The organism is Bacteroides sp. ZJ-18, assembly GCF_011038705.2.
GTDB classification, from domain to species: domain Bacteria; phylum Bacteroidota; class Bacteroidia; order Bacteroidales; family Bacteroidaceae; genus Bacteroides; species Bacteroides hominis.
Genome location: NZ_CP072198.1, coordinates 4426993 through 4445661, shown reverse-complemented (window position 1 = coordinate 4445661; position 18669 = coordinate 4426993). Strand labels below are relative to the sequence as shown.

Sequence of the window (18669 nt, the reverse complement as noted above, 5' to 3'; positions counted from 1 at the left end):
CAGTTTTTCAAATCTTCTTTCCAGCAACTGCTAAAAAGTAGAATGAAAGGAAGAAGGTATAAAAGACGGTTTGTTTTCATTTTGAGAAATTGAGTTCTATGTGTCCCCATGGAATATTATTAGGATCCCAATTATCGGGTGTACCTATTATGAGAGATTGACAGTTTAAAGCAGATCCTACTTTATTTAGGATAAGAGTCGTCACTTGATTGCGCATCGCTTGGGTTTCAACTTCAATAGTAGGCGGTGTTTGATCGTTGTCCTGGAAGATGGTTACAGTAATGTTTTTACCTTCGGGTGGGGTTAATATGTTTTTTAATTTATCCTCCTCTCTCACTCCAAAGTAAGTGAAAAACATGGTCTGATCACCGACTTGATACTGAAATGCTTGTCTTATAATTGTTTTTAATTTACCGAAAGATAACTCAGTGTCTTTTGTGACAGTTTGACCAAGTAGATTTATTCCAGTAATGCTTTGTTCTTTTATGGAATAATTAATCTCTGTTTCTTTATCGAAGATTCCCCAGAAGTCGTCTCCTGTTGTAGATAGGCGTATTAATGAAGAATATCGCTTTAGAGTTAATTGTTCTGTTAATGGGTGGTGATGACTGGAGTCTTCAAGTTTTTCAGTTTTTTTAATCGTAACAATGTCTGATGTTGCGAAAAATATTTCATAACTGCAATAGTCTGTATCAAGGCTTGTTAGCCATGGAATATCGCTTTCTGTAAAGCTTTGATTAGGTTGTAATGTATTGTTTTTCGGACCATTAATGAGAAGTATAAATTTATAATTTCCCGGGCGTAGCGTCTTTTGGAGAGTATAGTTAAATGAATCGGAAGATTTTATGTATCCTTGGGGAATAACCTTATCTTCTATCTCTTCTATCACCCATGTGGAGTTATCTACTTCTTTTATAATGATCAATCGGCTATCGTTGATTGCTGTCACATTGTAGTCTGCTATGCTGTTGGTTCGTGTCCTCATCGGTACAATTTCGTTGTCTGTTGAGAACTCTTTACTGTTTATAGTGGCAGTTAATCGGACTGTAACCAGTTCATCCTTACTATCAGGGAATTCCACCTCATTACTACAGGAGGTATATAAGAATAATAGACTTATCCATCCTGATAGAGTATATAATAATCTATGTCTCATCATATTCTCATTATTTTTTAGTCCCATTTCCAGTCTATTCCGTAATTACCCGAAACAGAAAGATCTATGATACGATTGTTTCGAAGGCGTATATTGGTTACGGTATAATGATCTTTCACGATAGTCAATGGTTTGTCGGTAAGAGATAGAGTGAGTTTTTGGGTATTGTAACTTCCGGGAGGAAATGGAGTTGTGTCATAATACGAAAATTTGAGGACAGCTTTGACTCCTTCTTCTATCTCTGCCACTCCTGTTTCCGGATTATCTAAAGTTATCTTGGAGAAGAGGTATGGACCACAGATGCGCGTTGCTCCATTTACGGCTTTATTATCAATATCCAACGGAGCATCGTTAAGTAACTCTATGATTCCTTTATTGCTTTCGAAAACAGGGAAGTATGTATCCTCTTTGAGAGTGACTGTTTTAGAGAAACAAATATCAATTCGTTCCGGCTTTTTCGTTTCGTTGGTTAAAGACACTTTGGGTGTCACTCCGCTTACCTCCATATCTATTTGAAATACTCTGTCTAAAGTTGAGGAGCATTCTGCGTCAATATCGATGGGATTACCCTTTTCATCGCACTTCATTACATCAAAAACCAGTTCACCCACTGCCCGTTTTAATTTGAACTCGATAGAAGTTTTTCCTTGTGTTATGTCTTCCGGGGTAAGAGCATGAATGGCATAATAGTTATCTTTTGAAAGAGGAATATAGCTGTTATCGCTTTCTCTAACCATACTGATCTCTGAGTCTGTGAAAGTCATACCTTCTCCACTTAAGACTACAGACTCCGGTTTCTGTTTCGGAGTGGCATGGAGTAGTAACAGATAAAATCGATCAGTATATTCGGTCGGGATGGATAATGTGTAATTTTGGATTTCTTCCAGATCGAGCCCTTTCTCTTCGGTCCGTTCCCAAAAGATATAATCGGAACCATCATTGGATGAAGGGGTAGAAGTTTCGGAACGGAAAATGAAAAGATGGTAAACCAATTGGGGTAATACTGTATTATCACCGGGGACTACCTCTCCGGCAGGAGGCACCAGACTAAGGCTGAAGGCTGAAGTTTCAGGGGCTCCTTCGGGTTGTTCACACGAAAAGACCCCCAACAATAGAATTCCTAAAATCAGAAAAAGTGTATGTGGTTTCATTGCCTGTGTGTTGTTAGTTCCAAAATCCGTCGTTACCGGCAACCTGACTATTGAATTTTAGTTCTTCTAAATTCAGTTCGGCGTCAGGGGAAATGGAAATATCAATATTTTCATTTAAAATCCAAAGGGTGAACAGGTACATCTTGTTGCGTTCTAAAGTGATATTTTTTAATGTGAAAGTTTTGCTCTTCAGAGTTCCTGTGTAATCGATATCGATGGTTATGCAAATCGTTTGATTGAGAGGGGCAGGGAATAGTAGCGGACCTTCGCAATAGGCTGCTCCTTCGTACTTTTGATAGTCTGCTTTTTCAATAGCCGGACTGAACAGAGAAACAAATTTGTCTACATCAAACTTTTTAAAAGAGAAATTTCCGTCTTGAAGCCGTGCCGAACAGTGGTAGGACATCGGATTTTTAAAGATTAATCCGGTTTCACTTAAATAGCAGCGGCTACTGCTTCCTTCTATTGTAAGATTGATGCCATCAATCTTTTTCAGTGCATTATCAAAGGTGTTTTCAGGTGAATCAATTGATATGTATTGTCCGTTTTCTTTTCTGGCTCTTTGCACAATAAAGCATAATTGTCCTTGTAAATGGTTTATTTTCCGGGAAATTTGTGCTTGATTCGTTGTTGATAAATCATATTCTGTCTGACTGTCTTGGATCTCTTCTTGGTCTGAGTCCGTAAAGAGGGCTGTTGTGCAGTGATTGAGTTCCGTTTGTTCGTTTACAACATGGGTAGGATACTGAAAATAATAGTTCCGGTCATATGAAGTTGAAATTAGATTTTCCGGATTATCTTCGGTCACGAATGAAATTTTTTCAGAACTTACCGCATTTTGAGAAAATCCTTTTGCCAACAGAAATCGATAGATTCCTGTTGGCAATAAGATGTTTTTTTGCAAGTGTTCTTTCTCGGTAAACCATGGACTCTCTTGGATACTTTCTGTTTTGGTAAATTGGTTCTCTTCTTTTTTAAATATGAGAACTGACATTTCGTCGTCATCTCCTCCTTTGGTGGAAGGTGACTGTTGGGCCTTAAATGTGACATTGACGGAAGTATCTCCTTCGATTATTTCCCGGTGGTTAGTACAGGCACTTCCCAGCACAAGTGTTCCCAAAAGTAATTGTCCGATGTAGTGTTTCATCATATTAGGCTCTGCAGAAGGATTTTAGTGGATTTATTCGACATCAACATCCGTTTGATGGATACCGTCATAAGTTTTTTCTATTTCTACAATGAAAGTAGATTTTGGGTTGAATAGATGTTCGTCATCATTACCTTCACCATTGTTTTCGGCTTCAGTCGAAGAATTTAATTTAATGGTAATCACAGAAACATAGTTTTTGGTGACTGTGAACGAAGGGACTTTGATCGTTCTTTCCTGATTTGCTTTGTTAAGTTGAATGTTGGCGTTCAGCGTTTGAGAAACAGATGGTGAAAATGGTAGTAAGTAAGATCCCATAAAGTAGGCTCCACCGTTTGCTATACCATTTTTGATATTAGTTTCCATATTTTGGTTGATTGCATCTGCATCTTTAGGGAATGGTTGGTACTCTGTTGACTTTACTGCATCCGCGCCGGATTCTCCATATCGAAATGTAGGAGTATTGTAGGTTACTTCACATGGGATGCCTGCTGTATAGTCCGGATTTTCTCCATAAAGGTTATATTTGAGAGGGATATTTGTTGGCTTGAAGATCAACGATGTCAATGGGTTCGCCTCTGTACTTCCAAATATATTACCTGTTTTATATGGTACTTCTATTGTGGGATCGTTTGACGCTACTTTGATAAACTTAATATCTATGCGTGATACAATACGTGCCAAAGTTAATTCTATTTTTATTTCATTGTCATCTCCGCCTACACCACTGGAAATATTTATCTCTTCCGTATTACCACAGAAAATTTCATTCATGTCCGTTTGGTATTGGGAAGTGGTAGAGGGGTAATGGGTAATTACGATACTTTTTAATACAGTCTCCCAACTTATATTTTTTATGTTTTCTATAATTTCATTGAGATTAGTTCGGTTGCTTTCGTCCAGATTGTAAAATGCAATAAATTTATAGGTACCTACCGGAAATGCAGCATTATATTTCCAGGTTTCCCCATTAATGGCAGCTGCTGGGTGTTTTGCGTCTTCATAACTAAAGTTACCTTCTCCGTTTTTTTTGAATGCATACAGCACGAAATGGTCCTCGTCCAGACTTGTTGGTGCGGATCCTCTTGTTTGGGCGGAAGAATGAGTTGTTAATTGAGTGGTACAACTGATGTTTCTCAATTCTGTTTCAGGAATTTCTGTTGTAGCTTTTTCGCTGCAACTTAGAGTCATTGCAGACAATGCAGTAATAAACAATAGTTTTAATGTTTTCATAATGTTGAGTATTTGTTATTGCTTTGATGAATAATCGAATGGGAGATACTCCCCCCTTGTGTAAGTTGGCGTAATACAAAAACAGCAATGTTGAGGTTACAAAGCGTTTTGATAAGAAATTAAAAAATGATTTGTTGATAAGGCACGCTACGCTCTTACCTCTTACAGAGGCGTTATACGATAACGTAATAATAAAGATTAGGAAAAGACTTTTCTCATACTTAATAGGTAAGAGAATTTATTTTATGGACATATGCTCTTACGGGTAGTTTTGAGTTAAATTCATAATCTCATGGCAAGAAACAGTCATATAGATATATATTATTTTATAATAAGGAATTATATTTACTTTAAAAATCATTCATAGATAACAATTTAATAAAAAGAACTGGTGTAAAAGGCAAATATTAAATAGTTTCATTTAAAAAAAAGAAAAGAAATATTTTGGATACATTAAAAATAATCCATACATTTGCAACGATAAAATGAATGACTTATCATTCTCTTACCTATTAAGTAAGCGCCTGTTTTTCCAATGTCATCAGTCATTTTGGCAGTCCTTCTCTGACAAACAATCATTCTTCCCTTTTGGCACACTTTTCGCAATAGGTTATTCGTCCTGCTAAAAGGACAAAATATTACTATAATAAGTATAACATATAAAAAATAAAAAGTAACTATGAACATTAAACCATTAGCAGACAGAGTGCTGATACTCCCTGCACCTGCAGAAGAAAAAACAATTGGTGGTATCATTATTCCTGATACAGCAAAAGAGAAACCTTTGAAGGGTGAAGTTGTGGCAGTTGGTCACGGTACGAAAGACGAAGAAATGGTATTAAAAACAGGCGATACGGTTCTTTATGGAAAGTATGCCGGAACAGAACTTGAAGTAGAAGGTACAAAATACCTTATCATGCGTCAGAGCGATGTTCTCGCTGTTTTGGGTTAATAAACGTAGTGTTTAATCAATTAATTAAATAGTAAAATCATTATGGCAAAAGAAATATTATTCAATATCGAAGCTCGCGATCAATTGAAAAAAGGTGTTGATGCTTTGGCAAATGCGGTAAAAGTAACACTGGGCCCGAAAGGACGTAATGTAATTATTGAGAAAAAATTCGGTGCTCCTCACATCACTAAAGATGGTGTGACAGTGGCAAAAGAAATTGAACTGACAGATGCTTACCAGAATACCGGTGCACAGTTGGTAAAGGAAGTTGCTTCTAAAACAGGTGACGATGCCGGTGACGGTACAACTACTGCAACTGTTTTGGCTCAGGCTATCGTAGCAGAAGGTTTGAAGAATGTAACTGCCGGTGCAAGCCCTATGGATATCAAACGTGGTATTGACAAGGCTGTTGTCAAAGTGGTTGATTCTATTAAAAATCAGGCAGAGAAAGTTGGTGATAACTATGACAAGATCGAGCAGGTTGCTACTGTTTCCGCTAATAATGATCCGGTTATCGGTAAACTGATTGCTGATGCCATGCGTAAAGTTTCTAAAGATGGCGTAATTACTATTGAAGAGGCTAAAGGTACTGATACTACTATCGGTGTGGTAGAAGGTATGCAGTTCGACCGCGGTTATCTGTCGGCTTACTTCGTGACTAATACGGAGAAGATGGAATGTGAGATGGAGAAACCTTACATCCTGATTTACGACAAGAAGATTTCTAACCTGAAAGATTTCTTGCCTATCCTCGAACCGGCTGTACAGTCAGGCCGTCCTTTGTTGGTTATCGCGGAAGATGTAGATAGTGAGGCATTGACTACATTGGTAGTGAACCGTCTGCGTTCTCAGTTGAAGATTTGTGCAGTAAAAGCTCCGGGCTTCGGTGACCGCAGAAAAGAAATGCTGGAAGACATTGCCGTATTGACCGGTGGTGTGGTGATCAGCGAAGAAAAGGGTCTGAAACTGGAGCAGGCTACTATCGAAATGTTAGGTACTGCTGACAAAGTGACTGTTTCTAAAGACAACACTACAATTGTAAACGGTGCCGGTGCTAAAGAAAACATCAAAGAACGTTGCGACCAGATCAAGGCTCAGATTGCTGCTACTAAATCAGATTATGACCGTGAGAAATTGCAGGAACGTTTGGCTAAGCTGTCAGGTGGTGTAGCTGTTCTTTACGTAGGTGCTGCTTCTGAGGTAGAAATGAAAGAAAAGAAGGATCGTGTGGATGATGCACTTCGCGCTACTCGTGCTGCTATTGAAGAAGGTATCGTACCGGGTGGTGGCGTAACTTACATCCGTGCAATCGATGCTTTGGAAGGTATGAAAGGCGACAATGCCGACGAAACAACCGGTATCGAAATCATTAAACGTGCTATCGAAGAACCGTTGCGTCAGATTGTAGCCAATGCCGGTAAAGAAGGTGCTGTAGTAGTTCAGAAAGTTCGTGAAGGTAAAGGTGACTATGGCTATAATGCCCGTTTGGATGTTTACGAAAACCTTCATGCAGCCGGTGTGGTAGATCCTGCTAAAGTAACACGTGTTGCTTTGGAGAATGCCGCTTCTATCGCAGGTATGTTCCTGACTACCGAATGTGTGATTGTAGAAAAGAAAGAAGATAAACCCGAAATGCCGATGGGCGCTCCCGGAATGGGAGGAATGGGTGGAATGATGTAATTTATTCCCAGGATTGAAAAAAGAAAGCTGCTTTCGGAAACGGAAGCAGCTTTTTTTGTTGACCTTTGCGGATATTGCGTGGAACGCTTTGCCGAGATTATATATTTGTGTACATTCGTATATTCAAACCAAAACAAACTTATATATGAAGGCACATCTTATATTTCTATGGTTCGTTGCTTTGGGGGTGATAGCTTGTACTTCTCAGCCGGGGATTGATACCGGTGGCCACAAAATAAAAGGAGATACTATACCTGTATTGGATTTTGCTTCGGCAATCCATAAACAAGTTCCTGATACGTTTATGTGGAATAGTGTGGCCAAAAAGATTACTTATATACCATTGTCCTCTTCTCATCTGATGGACGGTCATCCTGTAATAGAGTATCTCGATGATGATATGTGCATTATTTCGGAAGGGAAAAGTCAATGGATAAATTGTGTCGATTATAAAGGTAATTTCTTAAATAGCTTCAGGCATGTAGGCAATGGGCCCGGAGAATATGTTTATTTATCTTCAGTCGTATACCATCTAAAAGATTCCACTATTCGTGTTTTTGATAATGGCAGTTATAAACATATCATCTATAATAAGCAGGGGAAGTTCTTCCGGGAGATTAATTTGGCCGATTCCGAATTTAATTATTTATTGCACATGCAGGGCGATTCTTATTTTTTTCGTGGTAGTTTCAGTAAAGGTAAATCAGAAGTTATTGTGACAGATACGGCGTTGCGGGTGAAGTCTTCCATTTTACCTTTTGATTCGACGGCCGATTATATTACACGGGGAGCTACTATGTTGAATAGCAGTATAAAAGCGTGCAGTCCTGATCTTTGTTTGTTTAATCACATTAATAGCGATAGTGTTTTTCTTTTGACTCCGGACGGATTGAAACTTGACTTTATCCTTCGTAAAGGCAAATATGCGCCGTCTTCGGAAGATGTAAAGCAATTCATGAAGTGGAATCAATATGATCCATTTATTAAAGGATTATCTATTAGTACTTTCCCGGGATATTATTATTTGCAGTATGCATACAAAGAGCAAGTTCTGGGCGAAATATGGAGCCGGAAAACGAATCAAATCGTGTCGAGAAGTATCTTGACCCGTCCCAATCAGTTTACAGTGTTCCGTGGAATCCAATTTCGTTTACCTTCGGGTACAATCATCAAATTATTACCTGCTTATATAAGTGGAAATAAACTTGCTTTTTTTATTCCGGCGGATGAAGCTATGGGTGAAATTCCGGGAGTAAAGATAAGGGAGGATGATAATCCGATATTGATGGTGATGGAGTTGTAGCTCATATTTTGGGGGATCAATATGTTGACAAAGTATTCGCGTGCGGCTTTATTTCTATGTGCTCTCTTTTTGGGGGGACCAGTTGTTGATGCTCAAACTAAAGGAGTTGTTGTGGATGGTGTAAAGGGACGGCTCTTGTCCGGTGTGAATATTTACTTGCAGAAAGATTCCGTTGGAATCGGATCGACAGACCGAAAAGGAGAATTTTTCTTTAGCTGTGATATGATGACGAAAAGTGATACCATCGTCTTTTCGCATGTCGGCTATTTGCCGTTGAAGTGTACATTACCCCAATTACAGCGTCTCGAATATAAAGTGACTCTATATGAGCATCCCCAATTGCTGCATGAGGTAGTGGTTAGCGGAGAGCGTCCGCCATTCTTCCTGGAGTGGACTTCACTAGCTCCTTTACCCAAGCCTTTATACTCTTACGGCGGATTTCTGCATGCAGGGAAGATTTATGTGGTTGGCGGTGATGAAACACTGGTCCGAATGGCATCCAATAAATACAGGCAAGGTACTGAAGCCTGGGAGTATCGTTCTTCCAATATGTATGTGTATGATATTGCAACCGATATGTGGAAGAAATGTGCTAAAGGCTTTATACCGCGTGCCGGCCATGTTGCCCATTTCTATAATAGCAAAGTTTTTGTTTTAGGAGGGAAAAGATTTTCCACTAACCGGCAGTTGGAGTATACAGATGCTACAATGGAAATTTATGATTTGGATAAGGATACGTTGTATGTCGATCCCGTCAATCCCCATCAGGCAGTTGATTTCACTTCTTTCATTTACGGTGACTGTTTGTATGCGATGGGAGGGGCTATAAAAGAGAAAGTTTTTTCTAATAAAATACACATGCTCGATTTGAAACGAGGTGTCTGGTATGAACTGGAAGATACCATTCCTGCCGGGCGGTGTGGCAGAATGAATGGCATTCTGGTGAGAGATAAGGTTTATTTTTGGGGTGGTTACCATACAGCACCTATGTGGACAGCTGCGAGTTACGATTTGCGGACGGGGGAATGGCAACGATTGTGTGATCTGAAAGATGGAGTTTCCTATCCCGGACTGGCTTCTGATGGCAGCTATATTTATATTTTTGAGAATCGCAACTTACAGGTTTACAATATTGAAACAGATACAGTGCGTATTTACGAACTGGCTGCTTTGGACGTGGAAAATGCAGGGCTTTTCTACTGGAAAAATACGCTTTACATAGTGGGTGGATGTAACCGTCAAGGGATATATGTAACCCCTCTTAGAGGCGTGATTGCTGTTGATGTAAGTCAGATTAATCCCTAAGGAGTCATCGTACGTTAACTGCGGTAAATTGTGTTAAATTGTGCTTGTGTATCAATAATAAAACAAAATAGGAGGGCCGGAACCAAGGGCACTTTTACTCTAACATATTTTACTAATTTATATTTGCATTTTAAACCTATAAAAGAACAGACAAAATGAAAATTGTGGCGTTTAACGGAAGTCCCCGTAAAGGTGGCAATACAGAGATGCTAATTAATGAAGTGTTTAAACCTATACAGGAAGCCGGTATAGAAACCGAATTGGTACAGTTGGGTGGGAAGTTGCTGCGTGGCTGTGCTTCATGTTATACTTGTTTCAAGACAAAGGACGGACAATGTGTCATCAAGACCGACCCAATGAATGAGTTTATCCGAAAAGCCCAGGAGGCAGACGGAATAATTCTGGCATCACCTACTTACTATGGTAGTGTGAGCGCGGAGATGAAAGCTTTTATGGACCGATTGGGGTTGACCACTATCGGACAAGGGCGTACACTGACACGTAAAGTTGGAGCTGCCGTGATTAGTGTCCGCAGAGGTGGTGCCGTAACGGTTTATGATGAACTTAACCGTTTCATGCTCGGAAGCGGAATGATTGTTCCCGGATCTACTTACTGGAACTTCGGTATTGGTGAAATGCCGGGAGAAGTTTATGATGATGCAGAAGGGTTGAGAAATATGAAAGACCTGGGAGTACAATTGGCGTGGTTGCTAAAGGCTGTACATGATAAATGATGAATGCTGAATGGTGTACGATGAACGCAAGGTGTGGATCATAATTATCCATTATTTACCGTTCATCGTTTACCATTCATCATTCAACCAACCCTGTTCATCATTAAAATACCTCTCTGATATGTTTAAAGTTCGAATTGATCGTATCGATAACTTCCTGTGAGCGTCCGTTGATCAGTAGTTTATACATGGATTGGGCGAAGCCTACCATTTGGCCTAATTCTATTTTCGGAGGCATGGCCAAAGCATTCGGGTCGGTCATGATATTTACCAATACGGGACCTTCCAGTTCGAATGCATTACATAATGTATTTAATACCTCTTCCGGATCGGAAACATTGAAGCCTGTCATACCCATTGCTTCGGCTACTTGTGCGAAGTTAGGATTCAGCATATTCGTCTGCCAATCCGGCAGTCCGTCTACTTCCATTTCCAGTTTTACCATTCCCAAGGACCGGTTGTTGAACACAATCACTTTTATAGGAAGTTTATATTGTACCACAGTCTCCAGATCTCCCAATGTCATGGATAATCCTCCGTCACCACAAAGGGCGATTACCTGTCTGTCCGGGCAAGCCAACGCTGCTCCTATAGCTTGGGGCAGGGCATTTGCCATCGAACCATGATTGAAAGAGCCCAGCATGTGCCGCTTTCCGGTCGCTTGCAGATAGCGGGCTCCCCATACACACGTCATACCTGTATCTACCGTATAGATGGCGTCATCGGATGAAATCTTATTGATTTCGGACATCACATATTCCGGATGAATCTGATCCATTTTGCCTTTATCTTCCGTATAGGCAGCCAGATCTTTCTTTGCTCCTTCGTAGCGTTTCAGCTGTTTGCGTAAAAAAGAGTCATCCTTTTTCTGTTGTAGCATGGGCAATAAGGCACGGAGAGTAGAGCGTATATCTCCACAAAGCCCCAGATCCACTTTGGCACGTCGTCCCAGTCTTTCGGGTTTAATATCCACCTGGACGATTTTTATATCATCGGGTAAAAAGGCGGAATAGGGGAAATCGGTTCCGAGCATGACAAGCACTTCTGCTTCGTGCATGCTGTAATAGCCGGAAGGCATACCCAGCAGTCCGGTCATACCTACTTCATAGGGATTGTCATATTGTACTTCCATTTTTCCTTTAAAAGTATACGCGACAGGAGCATTTAGAATCTCGGACATCCGGATGATTTCCTCATGTGCTCCTTTACAGCCTATACCACAAAACAAGGTGATGCGTCCGTAGTGATTCAGCATGCCGGCCATCCGGATCAGGTCTTCTTCGGCCGGACATACGGACGAAGCTAACGGATAAATCTGTTCAGAGGACTCTACTTGGGCTACCGGTTTCTTTGCCAAGTCACCAGGAAGCCCGATTACGGCTACTCCTTTTCGGGTAGTGGCTGTTTGCAAGGCCGATTGCAGCATGCGGGGAAACTGTTGGGGAGTAGTAGCTACTTCGTTATAGAAACTACAGTCATTGAATAGCTTGATCGTATTGGTTTCCTGAAAATATTCAGTTCCGAATTCTCCGGTTGGAATAGTTGAGGCAATGGCTATCACAGGAGCTCCCGAACGGTGAGCATCGTAAAGCCCATTGATTAAATGGACATGTCCCGGTCCGCTGCTTCCTGCACAACATCCCGGCAGTCCGGTCAGTTGTGCTTCCGCACCTGCGGCATACGCACCGGTCTCTTCATGACGTACATGTATCCACTTCATTGCTTCGTTTTGCCTGACGGCTTCATTCACTTCGTTCAGGCTGTCGCCTGTTACTGCATAAATTCTTCTGACGCCTGCCTCAATCAGAGTGTCGACAAGCTGTTCTGCTACCTTCTTTCCCATATCTATCATTCAGTTTAGGTTATTCAATGATGCAATAACAGGTGATTATATCAAAAAGTTGTATATTTAACGTATGCTAATAACCTTGGTATATTGGTATATAAGATAGATTTTATGTTAAAAATATCGTATGTAGTATGTTTTTAGTGTTTTTGTAGTAACAATGCTTACATAATTTTGTTAACTTACACCGCGTAAATAGTAACTTTATGTGTTTTAACCTTTAAACTTTTGTATCAAATGGATAAAAATGAAATCGGCTTGAATGCCGGAAAAGTTTGGCAATTGTTGAGCAACAATGACAAATGGAGTTATGGTAACCTGAAAAGGAAATCCGGGTTGAAGGATAAGGAATTGGGGGCAGCTCTGGGCTGGTTAGCCAGAGAAGATAAGATTGAGTTTGAACAAGAAGAGGAGGAACTTTATGTTTACCTCTGTGTAAATGTTTATATTGGGTAGATGATGCTGCTTATTATGAAAAAAATCCCCGGAACAGTCCATTGGTATTGTATTCCGGGGATTATTTTTTATTCCTCTTTCTTTTTATTGCAGAAATTCCGTTCTATCAAAAAAGAAGTCACTAATCCAGCTCCTCCGAAGAGAAGTGTGCATGATCCGTAGATAACTCCTATCATTTCGCGGGTATATCCCCTGTCGAATCTACCAAAGTCATATGGAGAGATGCTTACGTAACTGATAATGAAACCGGTTAATAGCCCCAGTCCTACTCCCAATAGCAGGCAGCCACCTTTTAAGGTTCCGAATGACAATTGAGAACGGTTATAGTCAGGCAAACAAATCTTCCCATTCAGTTCGAGATTGCCTTCTGACATTTTCTCTCCTAACTTTTCAATAAGAGTGATGCGTTCGCGTCTGCACGCAAAAAGTTCAAACAATTTGTAAATACCTAAGGTAATGATACCCACAACTAAGGGGACTGTAATGAAATCCATCATAATCGTATGTTTTTAAGTGAATAATTCCGTTCTTTGCACTGTTTGACGCAATAGACTACGGAAAGGTTACAAAGAAAAAAATATTTTTTTGCCTGTAACCTTTCTGATTCGTTTGCGTCTAACCGAATATCATGGTACAGAACGAAGAAACACAATACATCGCACGGATACTGAACGGGGACACAGAAGCTTTTTCTGTATTTCTCGACCGTTACAGCCGTCCGCTTTATGTGCTGATTGTGCAGATTGTCGGTTGTCCCGAAGATGCGGAAGAGTTGGTACAGGATGTTTTTCTGAAAGCCTTCCGCTGTCTTGACAGTTATAAGGGAGAGTGCCGCTTCTCTACCTGGCTTTATCGGATTGCTTATAATGCGGCTGTATCCGCTACCCGCAAAAAGAAACAGGAATTTCTTTATATTGAGGAAGGTACCATAAATAATGTACCCGATGAAAAGGCCGACGAAATACTTTGTCCTACCGATGACGAAGAACGGACTGCGAAACTGATGCAAGCCATCGACTTGCTGAATGTTGAGGAAAAAGCCTTGATTACACTTTTCTATTTTGAAGAGAAGTCGATAGAGGAGATAGGAGAGGTGCTGAAACTTTCATCGGGAAATGTCAAGGTGAAGTTGCACCGTACCCGCAAAAAGATTTATTTATTAATGAACGGAGATGAGTAATTATGGAAGCAAATAAGAAATGTACGGAAAATGCATTGAAGCAGGCCCTTCGGAAAAGACAACCTGGTAATCTGCCGTCCAATTTTAATTACCGGATGATGGAACAGGTTCGACTGGAGGCCGAAAAACAGCGGAAACGGAAAGAACGGACTATGCTTTGCGGCATGATTCTGGGTATATTGCTATTGATAGGGATGGCGGTCTATACACTCGTTTTCAAATTAGAATTCAACTTAAAGGAGTGTTTGTCCAGAGTCGATTGGTCCGATACCGCTTCTCCGATGATGGTTTTCTATAGCTATATTGCAACTTTGGTTCTGCTCCTGCTCGGATTGGATTATTGGCTGCGTAAGAAGAAGTTTCATTCCTGAGTGGTTTTGAGTTTTATTCACCACGGAGGACACAGAGAACACAGAGAATATCTTTCTCTTAAACATCTTAATAAACAAGAGATTAAAACTCTGTGTCCTCCGTGTACTCTGTGGTGAATAATATTCATTTTTATTCCGGATTGTCCATTCATCAGCTGAGGATATAATATCAGAAAACCTCTGTGCCCTCCGTGTAGTCTGTGGGGAAATCTTTTCTTTTTCTGCGAATAATTTTCTTCCTTTGCAGAAAAATTTATCTTTATAGACTATGAGAAGTTTTGCCTCTGATAATAATTCGGGTGTACACCCTGCCATCATGGAAGCTCTGACACGGGCTAATCAAGATCATGCGCTGGGCTATGGTGACGATTCGTGGACAAAAGAAGCTGTCCGGAAAATTAAAGAAATATTTGTTGCCGACTGTGAGCCGTTGTTTGTTTTCAATGGAACAGGCAGTAATGTCATTGCTTTGCAACTGTTGACTCGTCCTTATAATTCTATTATTTGTGCCGAAACTGCACATATTTATGTAGACGAATGTGGTTCTCCGGTGAAGATGACCGGTTGCCAGATCCGTCCCGTAGCCACTCCCGACGGAAAATTGACACCTGAACTGATCGCTCCCTATCTGCATGGCTTTGGTGACCAGCACCATTCGCAGCCGGGCGCTGTTTATCTTTCGGAGTGTACGGAGTTGGGTACTATTTATACGCCGGAAGAGTTGAGAGCAATTACCTCACTGGCCCACCAACACGGGATGCGGGTACATATGGATGGTGCACGTATAGCCAATGCCTGTGCTGCCCTCGGCCTTTCACTGAAAGCATTGACCGTAGATTGCGGTATCGATGTGCTCAGTTTTGGCGGAACCAAAAACGGATTGATGATGGGAGAGTGTGTGATCGTATTTGATGATTCGTTGAAAGCGGAAGCTCGATTCGTACGCAAGCAATCGGCTCAACTGGCATCGAAGATGCGTTATCTTTCCTGCCAGTTCACGGCTTATCTGACAGAGGAACTGTGGTTGAAGAACGCAATGCATGCCAATGCGATGGCCAAACGTCTCTATGAAGCTTTGAAGCAGATTCCCGGTGTGCGTTTCACCCAAAAGGTGGAAAGTAACCAATTATTCCTGACCATGCCTCGCGCCGAAATAGATCGTATGCTGCAATCTTACTTTTTTTATTTTTGGAATGAAGAGGCGGATGAAATTCGTTTGGTTACTTCGTTTGACACAACGGAGGAGGACATCGATACGTTTATCCGGATATTGAAAAAATAGGATTGCATCCAATAGCGCCAGATGCTCACCACGGAGTAGCACAGAGTCTCACAGAGGGAGAATGATAGAAATTAAATTCTTTGGGATTCTGTGTTACTCCGTGGTGAAGTCTTCTTATTCTTTTCTTATTTTAGATTCTTTCAGGAATTTTTCGATGTTGTACATCGGAAAATCCCCGTTCAGCAGTTTTCCGTCCCGGTCCAGTAATACGTAACGGGGGATACCGTTAAAGTGGAATAGCTCCCTCAAATAGTTATAGTCGCTTTGCGGAAGGCGGAATATGACTTCTTCTTTCAGATTCTTCTCTACATAATCGTTGTAAGCTTTTTCAGGTGATTCACTGTCACTGGTGATGAAGATGAACTTGATATCCGGACTGTTCCGGTACTCTTTTCGCAAATCTGCATGATGCTCGATGCTGGCACGGCAAGGCCCGCAAGTAGTTGCCCAAAAGTCAATGACCACCAATTTTCCATGATAAGGTGCTACGATTTTGCGGATGATATCCGTTCCTTTCCCTGCCGGAAGTTCTTGTGGCTGGTTCCCTTGTGGCGGATAAATCTGACGGTACATACGTTCGGACTCTGCCATAAGGAATGGCTCGTGTAAATAGCTTTTCAGGATATTGAGTAGTGTGAAAGCTTTTTTCCCATCCTTGAGAGTTCCGGCCAGGAAGGGGTAAGAACGGGTGAGAATGAGTTCTCCGGCCATTGGGAATGGGATTCCTGTCGTGTCCTCCAATATCTCCTTTTTCTTTTGCCAGCTTTCCGCATATTTTTTCACATGGTCGTCTGTGCCGATCTTGATTTGCCAACTTGCCCGGTTTAAAGGGTTCATATACTCAAGTCGGTTGATGAAGGTTGAAAAAGAACTGCAACCGATGGCACGGACGTCATCGAGCGGCATTTCTTTCAGGAAATCATAATAGTCCGGAGCCTCTTTTATTTTTAATATCGCGTTGGTGGTATCTTTGTGGGCATTCATGTCTCTTTGCAGGATAAAATCGAGAAGCCAGCTGCCGTACATCATTTTCACATTATTCTTCAGCATTTGCATTCCTTCGGGTTGCAGCGTTTTTGATTGTTCCAACGAGTCGAGCCGATGCATCCACAGGTCGTACATCGGCTTTTGCTGTGCTTTAAATTCATCGGGAGTCAGCGTGCCGCATGCTTTCAACAGGATGTTGAAGTCTCTTGGGAAGAGCGGTTCACAAGGCATCAATTCTTGGTTGAAAGTGCTTGAAGCCCCCATATATTGAGTTTCTGTCAGCATGGGTTTCAACCTTCTTTGCCGGTTGTAGTCCAGCAGGTCTTCCCAACTGAGGTAAAGGATCAGTGTTTCGCCCGGTTTGACATAAAACCCTATCCAACAGCTGCCCAGACTAAGGTGATGTACCCCAGGATAATTGACAATGAAGTCCGACTCGAAACGTCCGTCCGGATGGATGGTCACCAGGGCGGGACTACTCTCGCGGGTGATATGATTGTCTGTATAGATCAGGGCGGTGGTAAATCCTAACTGCGGGTTGTATCCATCCAGAAAACCACGTATGTGAGCCGTATCTTTCCGGAAAAAATCAGTCCGGGGAGTAGTGGAAGCAGTTGTTACCGATGCGTAATTTCGATGGGGCAGTCCGGCGCGGATATACTTTTTCTCTTTTTCACCGTTTTTGCCGATGCGTATGTTGCCGTCTTTTTCTTGTGTTATTTCAAGTTGGCACTGTCCGTCAGTTTCATTCCTTAAATTCAGTTTGAGCTTTTTCCCCTGTTTCCGGCAAAGTTCATATTTCCAGAACCGGTTATCCATGATGGCAAGTGAATCGTAAATTCCGATGTCCCATCCGTTTCCTGCATCTGTCTGCTGCCAGTTTCCACGGATTTCGCGAAGGAAGGCCTGCTCTTTGGTCTCCTGCGGTTTCACCAGCAGAATGCCATAGGTGTTGGTTTCCGATTTAAGATCGTCCTCCATCCAATCTATCCGGGTTGTGCCTTCGGGCAGGGGAGGATAGGTGATGACACAGTCGTTTTCTATTATTCCTGAGGCGGGAGTCGTTACGCGTTCGCCAAATTTGCGCCCTTCTATGCGGAGAGGATAAAATTGCTTTCTGCTTTCGGGGGCATAAATATAAGTCAGGCTGTCGATGCTGGTCCACCATTGGGGGCGGAATACCGTCCGTATCGTGAGCCGGGTTTCTGTCGGAGATAGTTCTATCTTCGAGATGGTGTGTGCACTTCCCTGGCGTGTTTCGAAAGAAGGGTTTTCAATTACGGTTTGTGCTGCGGCATACGTACTTCCCAGAAGTAGCAGTAGCGGGAGTATCTTGTTTTTCATATCCGTATGATTAAAGTTGTGACGGTAAAGATAAATATTTCATGGGAGAAACCTTACTGTATAGCGTTTTATTTTTGTCCGGGAGGCAAATTCCTTCTCTTTTAGGAGATATGGCATACCAGTTGTGCAACTTGGCAAACAGATGTCTCGGAGAAACGGAGCCGGTCTTGGAGGGAAGGCATAATCACGGCTCTTTCATTTAACAACCGTCTTCCTCCCTTGCCCCCACAAAACCTTCCATTCGCACACAGCCATGCGGAAGCAGTGCTTCGTTGTTTCTTTTTTAAGAAAGAATCCGGCCGACTATTACCGAAGAAATCCAGCAGATTAACCATTATCATATAACTCTTTATCCCAGCCCGCATACCCGGGCTGATGAGCCCACATGCCCGGGCTGATGAGCCCGTATACCCGGGCCGATGAGCCCGCATGCCCGGGCCGAGATAAGGATCCGACCATTTGCACTAAAGAGAGTAAGGGAAATGAAATGCTTTTAGAGAGATAAACGGATAAGAAATTGGACATATCCATTTGTTTTCCAA

16 protein-coding genes are annotated in these 18669 nt (G+C 41.6%); 9 read left to right on the top strand and 7 right to left on the bottom strand.

Annotated elements, in window-relative coordinates:
- Nucleotides 1-76: 76 nt before the first annotated feature.
- Genes G7Y45_RS17940 through G7Y45_RS17925 form a run of 4 tightly spaced genes read right to left on the bottom strand, consistent with a single transcriptional unit; the run spans nucleotide 77 to nucleotide 4687 of the window.
- Nucleotides 77-1159, bottom strand: coding sequence for a hypothetical protein (locus G7Y45_RS17940; RefSeq protein WP_032540254.1), 1083 nt, complete (start codon nucleotides 1157-1159; stop codon nucleotides 77-79).
- A gap of 14 nt (nucleotides 1160-1173) precedes the next feature.
- Nucleotides 1174-2307 (bottom strand): DUF5031 domain-containing protein, encoded by a 1134-nt coding sequence (locus G7Y45_RS17935; RefSeq protein ID WP_165017777.1) that lies wholly within the window; start codon nucleotides 2305-2307, stop codon nucleotides 1174-1176.
- 13 nt (nucleotides 2308-2320) lie between these two features.
- Complete coding sequence (locus tag G7Y45_RS17930) at nucleotides 2321-3454, bottom strand: hypothetical protein (protein WP_032529992.1); 1134 nt, start codon at nucleotides 3452-3454, stop codon at nucleotides 2321-2323.
- Between the two features lie 33 nt (nucleotides 3455-3487).
- Nucleotides 3488-4687, bottom strand: coding sequence for a FimB/Mfa2 family fimbrial subunit (locus G7Y45_RS17925; protein ID WP_165017774.1), 1200 nt, complete (start codon nucleotides 4685-4687; stop codon nucleotides 3488-3490).
- Nucleotides 4688-5366: 679 nt separating this feature from the next.
- Here G7Y45_RS17925 and G7Y45_RS17920 point away from each other — a divergent pair.
- The 5 genes from G7Y45_RS17920 (at nucleotide 5367) to G7Y45_RS17900 (ending at nucleotide 10661) form a co-directional block, all read left to right on the top strand.
- Nucleotides 5367-5639, top strand: coding sequence for a co-chaperone GroES (locus G7Y45_RS17920; RefSeq protein WP_005780804.1), 273 nt, complete (start codon nucleotides 5367-5369; stop codon nucleotides 5637-5639).
- A 42-nt stretch (nucleotides 5640-5681) separates the two neighbouring features.
- Complete coding sequence (gene groL, locus G7Y45_RS17915) at nucleotides 5682-7319, top strand: chaperonin GroEL (RefSeq protein ID WP_005780800.1); 1638 nt, start codon at nucleotides 5682-5684, stop codon at nucleotides 7317-7319.
- Nucleotides 7320-7464: 145 nt separating this feature from the next.
- Nucleotides 7465-8622: a 6-bladed beta-propeller gene (locus tag G7Y45_RS17910; protein ID WP_022011761.1), complete on the top strand. Its 1158-nt coding sequence runs from the start codon at nucleotides 7465-7467 to the stop codon at nucleotides 8620-8622.
- A 21-nt stretch (nucleotides 8623-8643) separates the two neighbouring features.
- Entirely contained in the window at nucleotides 8644-9927 is a 1284-nt protein-coding gene (locus tag G7Y45_RS17905) for a carboxypeptidase-like regulatory domain-containing protein (RefSeq protein ID WP_032535619.1), read from the top strand.
- Nucleotides 9928-10082: 155 nt separating this feature from the next.
- Nucleotides 10083-10661, top strand: coding sequence for a flavodoxin family protein (locus tag G7Y45_RS17900; protein ID WP_005807817.1), 579 nt, complete (start codon nucleotides 10083-10085; stop codon nucleotides 10659-10661).
- 103 nt (nucleotides 10662-10764) lie between these two features.
- Here the strand turns inward: G7Y45_RS17900 and G7Y45_RS17895 are convergent, their stop codons facing one another.
- Complete coding sequence (locus G7Y45_RS17895) at nucleotides 10765-12504, bottom strand: thiamine pyrophosphate-dependent enzyme (RefSeq protein ID WP_165017771.1); 1740 nt, start codon at nucleotides 12502-12504, stop codon at nucleotides 10765-10767.
- A 240-nt stretch (nucleotides 12505-12744) separates the two neighbouring features.
- On the opposite strand from G7Y45_RS17895, the gene G7Y45_RS17890 reads away from it, so the two are divergent.
- Entirely contained in the window at nucleotides 12745-12963 is a 219-nt protein-coding gene (locus G7Y45_RS17890) for a winged helix-turn-helix domain-containing protein (protein WP_005780792.1), read from the top strand.
- Nucleotides 12964-13031: 68 nt separating this feature from the next.
- Here the strand turns inward: G7Y45_RS17890 and G7Y45_RS17885 are convergent, their stop codons facing one another.
- Nucleotides 13032-13457 carry a DUF6249 domain-containing protein gene (locus G7Y45_RS17885; protein WP_005807813.1) on the bottom strand — a complete coding sequence of 142 codons (426 nt, stop codon included), beginning with the start codon at nucleotides 13455-13457 and terminating at the stop codon, nucleotides 13032-13034.
- Between the two features lie 134 nt (nucleotides 13458-13591).
- Between G7Y45_RS17885 and G7Y45_RS17880 the strand changes: the two genes are divergently transcribed.
- The 3 genes from G7Y45_RS17880 to G7Y45_RS17870 all read left to right on the top strand — a co-directional run bounded on the left by G7Y45_RS17880 (nucleotide 13592) and on the right by G7Y45_RS17870 (nucleotide 15796).
- Nucleotides 13592-14143: an RNA polymerase sigma factor gene (locus G7Y45_RS17880; RefSeq protein ID WP_122330555.1), complete on the top strand. Its 552-nt coding sequence runs from the start codon at nucleotides 13592-13594 to the stop codon at nucleotides 14141-14143.
- Nucleotides 14143-14514, top strand: coding sequence for a hypothetical protein (locus G7Y45_RS17875; RefSeq protein ID WP_050496807.1), 372 nt, complete (start codon nucleotides 14143-14145; stop codon nucleotides 14512-14514). The genes G7Y45_RS17880 and G7Y45_RS17875 overlap by 1 nt, the downstream gene beginning before the upstream one ends.
- A 268-nt stretch (nucleotides 14515-14782) precedes the next feature.
- Nucleotides 14783-15796 (top strand): low specificity L-threonine aldolase, encoded by a 1014-nt coding sequence (locus G7Y45_RS17870; RefSeq protein ID WP_005807807.1) that lies wholly within the window; start codon nucleotides 14783-14785, stop codon nucleotides 15794-15796.
- Nucleotides 15797-15910: 114 nt separating this feature from the next.
- Here the strand turns inward: G7Y45_RS17870 and G7Y45_RS17865 are convergent, their stop codons facing one another.
- The gene (locus G7Y45_RS17865) at nucleotides 15911-18127 is read right to left on the bottom strand and encodes a TlpA disulfide reductase family protein (protein WP_022011757.1); all 2217 of its coding nucleotides are present in this window, start codon (nucleotides 18125-18127) and stop codon (nucleotides 15911-15913) included.
- Between the last annotated feature and the right edge of the window lie 542 nt (nucleotides 18128-18669).